Raw genomic sequence first — 12,167 nt, 5'->3', positions numbered from 1 at the left:
GATATGACCGCACAAGCACTTGCCGAACCGCATTTCTCCTCGCCTCAGGGCGAAGCCAACTACTGGGCCGCGCGCCGGCGGTATCCGGCGCAGGCGATCGTGGATCTCGCCGCCATCCGAGACAACATGCGCCATCTCGTCGACGTCGTGAACCGCGAGGGGGGAAAGACGGCGGTGATGGGCGTCGTCAAGGCCGACGCCTACGGACACGGCCTGATTCCGACCGCGCTCGCCGCACTCGCCGGCGGAGCCACCTGGCTTGGCACCGCGCAGGCGCGCGAGGCGCTGCTGCTGCGCCGCGCCGGCATCGGCCCCGACCGCGCGCGCATCCTCACCTGGGTGAACAATCCACTCGAGGCGCCCTACCGTGAACTCATCGAGGCGGACATCGACCTGTCGGTGGCCACGACGACGGCGTTCGAACATATCGCTGCCGCCGCGCGCGAGGCGGGACGCCCCGCTCATGTGCATATCAAGGTCGACACCGGCTTCGGCCGCAACGGCTTCACGTTCGAGAATCTGTCCGAAGCGACCGAAACACTCGTCGCGCTGCGCGACGAAGGCGTCCTCGACATCGTCGGCCAATGGAGCCACCTCGCCGTCGCCGATGCCCCGAGCAACGCTGACTTCGTCGCACAAACCGAAGCGCAGATCGCGCGCTTCGAGGAATTCACGGCACGCCTCGCCGACGCCGGCATCGAACCGCGGATCCGGCATCTGGCGAACACGGCGGCTACGCTGAGCCGCCCGGCGATCCACTACGACCTTGTGCGCCCCGGCGTCGGCCTGTACGGCTACGAGGCCGACCCGGACATGGGCAGCCCCGAACGCTACGGCCTCAAGCCCGCGATGACGCTGCAGGCGCAGCTGAGCTCGGTCAAGGACGTCGATGCGCACAGCGGCCTGTCCTACGGGCGCATCTACCTGACTGAGGAACGCACGAGCGTCGCGATTGTGCCGGTCGGCTACGCCGACGGCATCCACCGTTCCGCATCTGGTGCGGACGAACTCGGCGCGCTCGGATCGCGCGCCCGCACGATGCCCGGCGGCCCGGTGCGCGTCATGACGAAGGACGGCCCCAAGCTCATGCGCGTCAGCGGCCGCGTGTGCATGGACCAGTTCATCATCGATCTGCACGGCATGGCCGACGACTTCGGCGTCGCCATCGGCGACACCGTCGAACTCTTCGGCCCCGGCCGCGGCGAGGCATACGGCGAGCCGACCGCCGACGACTGGGCGCGCGCTGCCGACACGATCAGCTACGAGATCTTCACCTGCCTGCGCAACCGCATCCCGAGGCTGTACGAACACGCGACCGACGTGCTCGACGCCGACGATCTTACGAAGCTCGACCCGGCAAGCATCCTGTAACGAAGCTGCACGGCGCGCGAGGGAAGGGGCGACGATGGGCAAAGAGAGTGCAATCGGCGAGCCGACGCCGGACGGCTACACGGCGCACGACGTCGAACGGTGGGTCGGCGAGGCGCCGAAATCAGGCCGTCGCACGCCCTTCGAACGCGACCGCGCGCGCCTCATCCACTCGTCGGCGCTGCGCAGGCTCGGCGCGAAAAGCCAGATCCTCGTCGCCGGCACCGACGACTTCGCACGCACGCGCCTGACGCATACGCTCGAAGTCGCGCAAATCGGCCGCCAGATCGCGCAGATGCTCGGCTGCGACCCCGACGTCGTCGACTGCGCATGCCTCGCACACGACCTCGGTCACCCGCCCTTCGGACACAACGGCGAACGCGCGCTTGCCGCGCTCGCCAAGGACATCGGCGGCTTCGAAGGCAACGCGCAGACCTTCCGCCTGCTCACGCGGCTCGAGCCGAAGATTTTCCGGACGAACGGACGCTCCGCCGGCGTCAACCTCACGCGCGCATGCCTCGACGCCTCCGTCAAATACCCGTGGGACTACGCGCGCGCCGACGCGCACCCGAAAGGCGAACGCAGCCGCAAATTCGGCGTCTACCCGGATGACACGGACGTCTTCCGTTGGCTCAAGCAGGGCGCGCCCGACGAGACCGTGCCGCTCGAAGGGCAGGTCATGGACCTCGCCGACGACATCGCCTACAGCGTGCACGACTTCGAGGACGCCGTCGCGATCGGCGCCGCCGACTTGGGCGACCTCGCGCGCACAGCCGTCGTCGACGCGATCGTGCGCGAGATCATCGCGTGGTACGGGCCGCAGTGGAATCCCGACGAACTCGTGCGCGCCTTCGGACGGCTGCGCGCGATCGACGCGTTCCCGCAGACATTCGACGGCTCGCGGCGCGCGCTCGCGCAGCTCAAGAACGTCACGAGCATGCTCATCGGCAGGTTCGCGTTGAGCGTCGAGGCGGCGATGCGCGCGATCCACGGACCTGGCGCGCTGACGCGATACGCGGGCGCGCTCGCCGTGCCCGACGCGACGCGCTACGAGATCCTCGTGCTCAAAGGCATCGCCGTGCACTATCTGATGGAACCGCGCGACCATTCGCCGATGCAGGAGGACGAACAGCGCATCGTGACCGACCTCGTCGAAGTGATTATGAACGACCGTTCGACGCCGCCCTTCGCGTTGGAACGCGTGTTCTGGGAGGATTGGATGGATGCGGCGGACGACGGCGCGCGGCTGCGCGTCGCCATCGATCAGGTCGCAAGCCTGACCGACGCGTCGGCGATGACGATGCACACGCTGCTGTGTTCGTGAACGCGCCGCGTCCGTGAAGCATCGGTGCACGTCGGCTTCCGCGATGACGGTCGGCTGATATGATGTTGGCTCATGGCGGGCTTGATCAGGCAAGAGGATATAGACAAGGTAAGGAACGCGGCCGATCTGTACGACATCGTATCCGCGAGCGTGTCGCTCAAGCCGGCGGGTGTCGGCTCGTTCTCCGGCCTGTGTCCCTTCCATGATGAGAAGACGCCGAGCTTCTACGTGCGCCCGTCGATGGGCCTGTGGCACTGCTTCGGCTGCGGACGCTCCGGCGACGTCTTCGGCTACGTGCAGGAACGCGAGAACCTCGACTTCCCCGACGCCGTCGAACTGCTCGCCGACAAATACCACATCGAGCTGCATCGCGAGCAGGGACGCGGCTCCGACAACGCGCGCAAAGGCTCGAAGCGCACACGGCTGCTCGAAATGAACGAGGAAGCGCAGCGATTCTTCGTCGAACAGCTGACGACGCAGGAGGCGCTGCCGGCACGACAGCTGCTCGGCGGCCGCGACTTCAGCCGCGAGGACTGCGCGCGCTTCGGCTGCGGCTACGCGCCGCAGGGCTGGGACAACCTCGTGCGCCACCTCGCCGGCAAAGGCTACACGCAGCAGGAGATGCTCGACGCGGGACTGGCGCGTCAGGGCCAGCGCGGCATCTACGACTACTTCCGCGGCCGCGCCACATGGCCGATCCGCGACTCGACCGGCCGCACGCTCGGCTTCGGCGCGCGCAAACTGTACGACGACGATCAGATCGGCGCGAAGTACATTAACACGCCGGACACGCAGCTCTACCACAAGAACCAGGTGCTCTACGGCATCGACCTCGCCAAGGACGCGATCGTCAAGAAACGGCAGGTCGTCATCGTCGAAGGCTACACCGACGTCATGGCGATGCATCTGGCCGGCATCGACACGGCCGTCGCCACCTGCGGCACCGCGTTCGGCGAGGAGCATGCGAAGATCGTGCGCCGCCTCATCCACGACGACTCGCTCGGCGCCGTGCAGCTCGTTGGCCCGCTCAATGTCGAAGGGCAGGCGCTCAGCTCGCGCATCGTCTTCACCTTCGACGGCGACGCGGCCGGACAGAAGGCGGCGCTGCACGCATTCGGCCTCGACACGGCGTTTCTGTCGCAGACCTTCGTCGCCGTCGCCGAGGACAACCTCGACCCCTGCGACCTGCGCATCCAGCACGGCGACGACGCGCTGCGCGCGCTCGTCGAGAACGCGAAGCCGCTGTACGACTTCGTGCTCGGCGCCGCCGTCAACCGCTTCGACACGTCGTACACGGCAGGGCAAATGGGCGCAGTCAAAGCCACGGCGCCGCTCATCGCGCAGATCCGCGATCGTTCGTTGTGGGATCTGTACGCCCGCAAGGAGGCGCGCGCGATCGGCGTCGACCTCGACGTCATGCGGCGCGAGGTCATCGCGGCACGCAAGGCGCTGCATGTACGCGACGAGGACGCGTACGCGCCGCGCCGCAACCGCTATCCGCGCGCCGGCGAGATGGAACGCCAGAGCGAGCCGACCGTCGTGCAGACGCGGCTCATCGAGCAGGCGAACGCCGAGAGGCAGACCTTCTACCGTGTGCCCGATCCGGTGTTCATCTGCGAGCAGCAGTTCATGGCGACGCTCATCCAGATCCCGCGCGCCGTCAACGCCGAGCTGTTCCGCGGCCTCAATGTGCATTGCTTCCAGACGCCGGTGTTCCAGACGCTGTATCAGGCGGTCGACGTGGCGGGCGGCTTGCCGCCGGATTCGTCGACGCAGCAGCAGTGGTTCGAGCATCTGCTCGAAGCGGGTGGCCCGATGCTCGGACAGGTCATCAACGAACTCGCCGTCATGCCGCTGCCGCTGCGCTTCGACGAGGGCGCCGTGCAGCGCGAACAGGACATGCACGGGGGCGCCGGCGTCGTCACGCAGCCGCTGCGTGAGGCGACGCAGTCGGAACGGCAATACGCGAACCAGCTGCTAGCGAAGCTGCTCGACGCCGGTTACATGCGCACAATCGAACAGACGAAGCACCGCATCGCGCAGACGCAGGACTCGAAGCGGCAGATCGAGCTGCTCGGCGTGCTGCAGCATCTCGAGACGGCGCGCAAGGAACTCAAGGCGAGCATCTTCGGCGGGTGAGCGGAATCGTCAGGAAAGCGGCAGGTTTAGTCATTTCGACGAACTAATAATGCGCAGCCGACACAGCACGACGGCTGCGTATGAAAAACGTCGGCGCACGAACGTAATGATTGCAACAGATTGCGGGTGTGCGCGGCGGAAACGGTCGGGGAAACACCACGCCGAATCGTTGCAACGGCGCGATTTCGTGTAGGATAGGCTTGTTTTAGCAGGTGCGTTCTGGAGGATGAATGCGGCAACGGGTGCTCACGTTCATGCGCAGCGAGACCATATTGATCGTCGCGTCCATACTCGCGTTGATATCATGCTTCATCGTGCCGCCGGACGGCGACTACGGCGGCTACGTGCACGTGAGCACGATTGCACAGCTCATCTGCCTGATGCTCGTCGTGGCGGGATTCCAGCGCATCGGCGTCTTCAGGATCATCGGCGCGTCGTTGCTGCGTCGCGTGCACACGGCGCGCGGGCTCGTCCTCACGTTGCTGTCACTGACCTTCATCTCGTCGATGTTCATCACGAACGACGTCGCATTGCTCACCTTCGTGCCCTTCGGACTGGCCGTGCTGACGATGGCGCACATGGAGGACAAGGCGATCATCGTGTGCGCGCTGATGACGGTCGCCGCGAACACCGGCAGCATGCTGACGCCGATCGGCAACGCGCACAACCTGTACTTCAAAGCCCTCACCGGCATCAGCACCGGACGCTTCCTTGAGATCATGGCGCCGTATTCGGCGCTCTCGGCCGTACTGCTCGTCCTCGTCACGGCGGTCGTGTTCCGCGGCCGCAAGATCACCGAGTTCGAAGGCATGGACAGCAAGGGCATCGAACGCGGCGTGCTCGCGCCGGACTCCTCGCGCGCGCAGCCCGATGAGATCAAGGTCACCGGCTACGGCGCCGGATACGGCGGATGGCGCGCGATTGTGTACACCGGCGTGTTTCTCGTGTGCGTGCTCACGGTCAGCGACCTCATTCCGCTGTGGGTGATGTGCGTCGTGACCGCCGCCGCGATGCTCATCTGCGACCGGCGCTCGTTCCTGCACGCCGACTGGGGCCTGCCGCTCACGTTCATCATGTTCTTCATCTTCATCGGCAACATGAAACGCGTGCCGGAGTTCTGCGCGATCGCACAGGCCTTCGTCGGGCAGCGTCCGCTTGAGGTGTCGATCGTATCCAGCCAGGTCATCAGCAACGTGCTGACCTCGCTGCTGCTGTCCGGATTCTGCGACCAGTGGGTGCCGCTCATCATCGGCACGAACATCGGCGGCATGGGCACGCTCATCGCGTCGATGGCGTCGCTGATCACCTACAAGAACTACGCCCGCGCCTATCCACACAAGAAGAGCCGCTATCTGGCCATGTATACGGCGGTGAGCGTGATGTTCCTGCTGCTGCTGTACCTGCTGGCGCTGATTATCGAGTAGGTTTGGGTCCGGTGCGTGGGTGATCTGCGGGTCGTTTCGTCGACGCAGTCGACATCCCGACCCGGAACGAGGCCCTCTGGCGGGTTGGTTCGTCGACGTGATCGATGGTTCGTCCCGGAACAGGGCTGGTTTGCGGGTTGGTTCGTCGACGGTGGCGATGGTTCGACCCAAAGCGGGCAGGTTGATCGGCGTGGTTGGCAGCTCGGCCCGGAACTGGGCCTGTTTGCGGGTAGCTTCGTCGACCGGGGCGATGGTTCGACCCGGAATGGGACTGGGATGGAGGGGATGGTCGGCGGTTTCTTCAGACGTGCGCTATACTTATTCAGGCTTGGCCCCGTAGCTCAGCTGGATAGAGCATGTGACTTCTAATCTCAAGGTCGACGGTTCGAGCCCGTCCGGGGTCACGATTGGGGATGGCGTTCTCGCCATCCCCGCACTTCGCATCCCGCACCCGCACTCACATACTTGGCGCTTTAGAACGTGAGCACCACTTTGCCGAAGAGGTCGGCGGAGAGGACTCGGGCGAAGGCGTCCTTCGCGTATTCAACCGGATAGGTCGCGTCGATGATCGGATGCAGGTTCGCGTGCTCGACGAAGCGCAGCAGCCTTGCGAAATCATCGCGTGAACCCATCGTATTGCCCTGGATGCGGATGTTCTGGAAGAACACGCGCGTCAGTTCGGCGCCCGGCTGGTCGCCGCTCGTCGCGCCGCACGTGACGACGACGCCGCCGGGACGCACCGAACGGATCGAATGAGCCCACGTGACCGAACCGACCGAATCGAGCACGGCGTCCACCTTGTGTGGAAGCCTCTCGCCGGTGAGCACGGCGGCGTCGGCGCCGATGCGTCGTGCCGCCTCGAGCTTCTCTGGACTGCGCGACGTGACGAAGACTTCGAGTCCGGCCGCATGCGCGAGCTGGATCGCCGCGCTCGCCACGCCGCCGCCCGCACCCTGGATCAGCACGCTGTCGCCGGGCTGCACCTGCGCGCCGTGCTCGCGCGAGAACAGCATCGAATACGCGGTGAGCTAACTCGTGCCGAGCGCGGCCGCCTCCTCGATCGTGCAGTTCGCCGGCTTCGCGAACAGATTCGCCGCCGGCACCTGCGTCTTGTCGGCCATCGTGCCCGGATACTTCTCCGACAGGATCGTGCGTCGTTCGCCGGCGGCCACGCCCGCGCCGTCCGCGCCGATGACCGTGTAAGCGACGACCTCGTCGCCCGCCTTGAGCCCTGTGCGTCCCTCCGGCTCCTCCTCGAGCACGCCGCACACATCGGTGCCGAGGATCATCGGCGTCATGTCCGCGGACAATCCCACTCCTTTGAGTGACCAGACGTCGTGATGGTTGACCGAGACGGCGCGCGTCCTGATGCGCGTCCACCCGTACGGCAGCCGCGGCGTCGGTAATTCGCCCACCGCGAGCGCCTCGAGAGGATGCTGCGGATTGATGTCCTGTGCGTATACGGCCCTCATCGCCGCTCCTTACATCCGTTCGGGCGTCCACGTCGTCCGCCCGCCAACCGTCATTCTAACGCGTCGCGGGCCGCCTCGAGGCTGGCACACTATAATATGGTTCCCGGGGGCGCACACCCGCGTCCATCGAACGCAAGCGTAAGGATCTGATCAGGCTCATGACCGGCGACATTCTGGCGAACATGCATGCACCCGAGGACGTCAAAAGGCTCAGCGGGGACGAACTGGATGCCCTGTGCGCGCAGATCCGCGATACGCTCGTCGATTTCGGCAAACGCCACGGCGGCCATATCGGCTCGAATCTGGGTCTTGTGGAGGCGAGCGTCGCGTTGCACCGCGTCTTCGAATCACCCTTCGACAAGATCGTCTTCGACGTCTCCCACCAGAGCTATGTGCACAAGATGCTGACAGGGCGTGCGCCGGCGTTCCGCGATCCGTCGCTGTTCGACACGGTGACCGGTTTCACGAATCCGGACGAAAGCGAACATGACCTGTTCGTGCTGGGGCATACCGGCACGTCGATCTCGCTCGCCTGCGGTCTGGCGAAGGAGCGTGACATGCGCCGGGCGGCGGGGCTCGCGCCACAGACGAACAACGTCGTCGCCGTCATCGGCGACGGCGCGCTGAGCTCGGGCGTCGCCTTCGAGGGGCTCAACAACGCTGCCGAGCAGGGCGGCAACCTGATCGTCGTCTTCAACGACAACGAGATGTCGATCGCGGACAACCACGGCGGCATGTACGCGACGCTCGCCGAGATGCGCGCCTCACACGGTCGCTGCGCCATGAACCTGTTCCGGGCGTTTGGTCTCGACTACCGTTACGTCGAGGACGGCAACGATGTGCATGCGCTCGTGCGCGCCTTCGAGGACGTCAAGGACATCGACCATCCGATCGTGCTGCACATCCATACGACGAAAGGCCTCGGCATGGACGCCGAGGACGCCGCGCACGGCATCAGGGAGGGCCGTTGCGAAGCCAACCACTGGCAGCCGCCGATGAGCGACGCCGACAAGCCGCTCGGCGCGCGCAAATACTACGGACAGCTGGCGATGGAGGCGCTTGAGCGGCGCTTCGACGCCGAGCCGGGACTCGTCGTCATCTCGCCAGCGACGCCCGGATCGAACGGCATCACGCAGCGTTTCCGCGCGAACGCCGGCGCGCACTACGTGGACACCGGCATCACCGAGGAGCATGCGGTCGCGTTCGCCGCGGGCATCGCACAGGCGGGCGGGCGGCCGGTCGTCGCCACGTCGGCGACGTTCTTCCAACGCACCTTCGACCAGTTGCAGCAGGAGGTCGCGATCAACGGCGAGCCGGTGACGCTGCTGTCCTTCGGCGGCGGTGTATCCGACGCCGACAACACGCATTCGGGCGCCTTCGACATCACGATGTTCGGCAACATCCCCGGCCTGCGCTGCCTTGCGCCGACGTCGCGACGCATGTTCCTCGACATGCTCGCATGGTCGACGTCGCCGGCGAATACGACGCCGACATTGATCCGCGTGCCCGGCGCGGCGATCCTCGACGCCGAACGCGCGGGTCTTCTCGACGCTGATGCGACCGCCAAGCCGCAGCGCACCGACGCGGACGCCCCGTGGAGCGGCTACCGCATCGCACATGACGGTCGTGACGTGGCCGTGCTTGGCCTCGGCAACGCGTATCCGACGGCGAAGGCGGTCGTCGACGCGCTCGCCGACAGCGGCAAGAACGACGGCGGCATCGACGCGACGCTAATCGACCCATTGCAGTTCTCGACGCTCGACGAACGCACGCTCACAGCGCTCGCGTCGCGCCATGACGTCGTCGTCACGCTCGAGGACGCGCAGCTCGAAGGCGGGTGGGGGCAGAAGGTCACCGCCTTCTACGCGAACGAGATGCCCGACGCGCGCATGCATGTGCTCAACTTCGGCGCCGACAAGGAATTCACCGACCGCACGCCGCTCGCCGAACTCGACTCGCGCTACGGGATGACGGTCGAGGCGATCGTCGCGCGCATCCGCGGGCTGCCGCGCACGGCGTGAGCCGGGCCGAGCCGGGATGATCAGGAAGCGCGCCGCGATGTGAGACGACGGGCGCGCGCCGCGGTGCCGTGCGCGCCGGGTCGGCGTACAGTGGGACACGCAGCAAACCACCCGTCCACATCATTGCGGAGGTAACAATGACAGCCAGCAAGCCCGAAGTGGCCGTGATCATGGGATCGGCCAGCGACTGGGAGACGATGAAGCACGCCTGCGAGATGCTCGAGCGCTTCGGCGTGCCGTATCTCAAGCGGGTCGTCTCCGCGCATCGCACGCCCGAACTCATGGGTGAGTTCGCGCACGCGGCGCGCACCGACGGCATCAAGGTCATCATCGCCGGCGCGGGCGGCGCGGCGCATCTGCCGGGCATGGTCGCCGCGCAGACGACGTTGCCGGTCATCGGCGTGCCGGTGCAGTCGCACGCGCTGTCCGGCTGGGATTCGCTGCTGTCGATTGTGCAGATGCCCGGCGGCATCCCGGTCGCCACGACGGCGATCGGCAAGTCGGGCGCGACGAACGCCGGACTGCTCGCCGTGAGCATGCTCTCGATGAACGACGCGGCGCTCGCGCAGGCGCTCGACGACTACCGCGAGGAACTCAAGAAGAAGGTGGACGAATCCAATGCCAAGCTTGTCTGAGGAAACCGCGGGACGCACGACCATGCTGGCGCCGGGGGCCACAATCGGCATCGTCGGTGGTGGTCAGCTCGGCCGCATGATGGCATTGTCCGCCAAATACATGGGATTCCGCGTCGGCACGCTCGACCCGACCGAGGACTGCCCGACCGCGCAGGTCGCCGACTTCCAGATCGTCGCCGACTATGACGACACGGCGGCGATCCGCGAACTCGCCGAACGCAGCGACGTGCTCACCTACGAATTCGAGAACGTGGACGCCGACGCGCTCGACGCGGTGCGCGACCGCGTCGCGATCCCGCAGGGCACCGACCTGCTGCGCGTGACGCAGAACCGCGTCGCCGAGAAGACCTTCATCAACGACCACGGCATCGCCACGGCGCCGTGGGCGCCGGTGAACAGCCGCGCCGAACTCGACGCCGCGCTCGAACGGATCGGCTATCCGGCCGTGCTCAAGACGGCCGAAGGCGGCTATGACGGCCACGGGCAGATCGTGCTCAAGAACGCCGACGACCTCGCGCGCGTGTGGGACGACGAGGACTTCCCGCCGTCGATCCTCGAAGGATTCGTCGACTTCGACTACGAGGCATCGATTCTCGTGAGCGGCAACGGCGAGGACTACGTGACCTTCCCGGTCGTGCGCAACATCCATTGCGACAACATCCTGCACAAGACGATCATGCCGGCGCCGATGGATGACGACATGGCGGCCCGTGCGCGCGAACTGGCCGTCGCGCTCGCCGAAGGTTTCGCGTTGGCGGGCACGCTCGCGATCGAACTGTTCGTGTGCGCCGACGGCTCGCTCATCGTCAACGAGCTCGCACCGCGTCCGCACAACTCCGGCCATTACACGATCGAGGCGTGCGACTTCGACCAGTACGACCTGCATGTGCGCGGCATCTGCGGATGGCCGCTCGCGCAGCCGCAGGCGCTCACGCCGGCCGCCGTCATGGTCAACGTGCTCGGCCAGCACGTCGCACCGACGCGCGCGGCGATCGCCGACCATCCCGAATGGCATGTGCACGACTACGGCAAGGCCGAGGCGAAGCACAACCGCAAGATGGGGCACATCACCGTGCTGACCGACGACGCGGAACGCACCGTCGCCGAACTCGACGCGACCGGCTGCTGGGCTGACATCACCAACCGCTGAGCGAGACGCGGGACGTGCACGTTTCGTGTGCATCGCGCGCCGTCGGGAATCGGCGGGCCGGAAGATCGGTAGGAATCATAGGCGTCCGTGGACGCGACGGGCATCGGCTTTGTCGCACGGGACGCCGCTTGGGAAGGAGCACAACGACCGTATGCGCAACACACGGCAGAAGGACGTGATCCGCGAATCGCTCAAGGGGGCGGATGGATTCGTCTCCGCCCGCAGTCTGCACGAACAGCTCGAGGAGGCCGGCGAACACATCGCCCTGGCCACTGTCTACCGTCAGCTCAACGCGATGGAGGAGCAGGGCCTTGTGGACACCGTGCGCATGAACGGGCAGCAGCTGTTCCGCCTGTGCGGCGACGACAGCCATCACCACCACCTCGTGTGCGTCTCGTGCGGCCGGACCGTTCAGATCGATCCGCCGAGCGAACAGTGGTTGAGGAAGGTCGCCGATTCCCACGGCTTCACGATCGAATCCCACACGCTCGAGGTCTTCGGCTTGTGCGCCGAATGCCGCGAGCGTCAGGCCACCTCATCGGACGCCGACGAGGCCGATCAGGCCGACTAGAGAGAGCGAAGGGCCGCGCACGAACGTTCGTGCGCGGCCCTTCGCATATCCGCTGTGCGCGGT

General features: G+C 66.3%; 8 protein-coding genes, 1 tRNA gene and 1 pseudogene. 9 read left to right on the top strand and 1 reads right to left on the bottom strand.

All coding sequences use genetic code 11. The features are described 5' to 3' along the window. Positions 1–3 precede the first annotated feature (3 nt). The 5 genes from alr to G606_RS0101375 all read left to right on the top strand — a co-directional run bounded on the left by alr (position 4) and on the right by G606_RS0101375 (position 6,659). Complete coding sequence (gene alr, locus G606_RS0101395; protein WP_026644493.1) at positions 4–1,371, top strand: alanine racemase; 1,368 nt, start codon at positions 4–6, stop codon at positions 1,369–1,371. A gap of 34 nt (positions 1,372–1,405) precedes the next feature. Next, on the top strand, positions 1,406–2,692 hold the full coding sequence (locus tag G606_RS0101390) for a deoxyguanosinetriphosphate triphosphohydrolase (RefSeq protein WP_034523333.1): 1,287 nt from the start codon (positions 1,406–1,408) through the stop codon (positions 2,690–2,692). 72 nt (positions 2,693–2,764) lie between these two features. Beyond that, the gene (gene dnaG / locus G606_RS0101385) at positions 2,765–4,831 is read left to right on the top strand and encodes a DNA primase (RefSeq protein ID WP_026644491.1); all 2,067 of its coding nucleotides are present in this window, start codon (positions 2,765–2,767) and stop codon (positions 4,829–4,831) included. 230 nt (positions 4,832–5,061) lie between these two features. Next, on the top strand, positions 5,062–6,255 hold the full coding sequence (locus G606_RS0101380) for an SLC13 family permease (protein ID WP_026644490.1): 1,194 nt from the start codon (positions 5,062–5,064) through the stop codon (positions 6,253–6,255). Between the two features lie 330 nt (positions 6,256–6,585). After that, positions 6,586–6,659 (top strand) — tRNA-Arg (locus tag G606_RS0101375). Positions 6,660–6,728: 69 nt separating this feature from the next. On the opposite strand, the pseudogene G606_RS09430 reads toward G606_RS0101375, so the two are convergent. Continuing rightward, positions 6,729–7,727: pseudogene (locus G606_RS09430) on the bottom strand (zinc-binding dehydrogenase). Positions 7,728–7,885: 158 nt separating this feature from the next. Here G606_RS09430 and G606_RS0101365 point away from each other — a divergent pair. The 4 genes from G606_RS0101365 to G606_RS0101350 all read left to right on the top strand — a co-directional run bounded on the left by G606_RS0101365 (position 7,886) and on the right by G606_RS0101350 (position 12,104). After that, a complete protein-coding gene (locus G606_RS0101365) occupies positions 7,886–9,748 on the top strand; it encodes a 1-deoxy-D-xylulose-5-phosphate synthase (protein WP_026644489.1) in 1,863 nt (620 codons plus the stop codon). A gap of 137 nt (positions 9,749–9,885) precedes the next feature. After that, a complete protein-coding gene (gene purE, locus G606_RS0101360; RefSeq protein WP_026644488.1) occupies positions 9,886–10,383 on the top strand; it encodes a 5-(carboxyamino)imidazole ribonucleotide mutase in 498 nt (165 codons plus the stop codon). Next, entirely contained in the window at positions 10,367–11,533 is a 1,167-nt protein-coding gene (purK, locus tag G606_RS0101355) for a 5-(carboxyamino)imidazole ribonucleotide synthase (RefSeq protein WP_026644487.1), read from the top strand. The genes purE and purK overlap by 17 nt, the downstream gene beginning before the upstream one ends. Positions 11,534–11,684: 151 nt before the next feature. Next, complete coding sequence (locus G606_RS0101350; RefSeq protein WP_026644486.1) at positions 11,685–12,104, top strand: Fur family transcriptional regulator; 420 nt, start codon at positions 11,685–11,687, stop codon at positions 12,102–12,104. Positions 12,105–12,167: the final 63 nt, after the last annotated feature.

It is taken from the genome of Bifidobacterium sp. AGR2158 (genome assembly GCF_000424225.1).
Lineage (GTDB): Bacteria > Actinomycetota > Actinomycetes > Actinomycetales > Bifidobacteriaceae > Bifidobacterium > Bifidobacterium anseris.
This window is presented reverse-complemented; position numbering and strand designations above follow the sequence as displayed.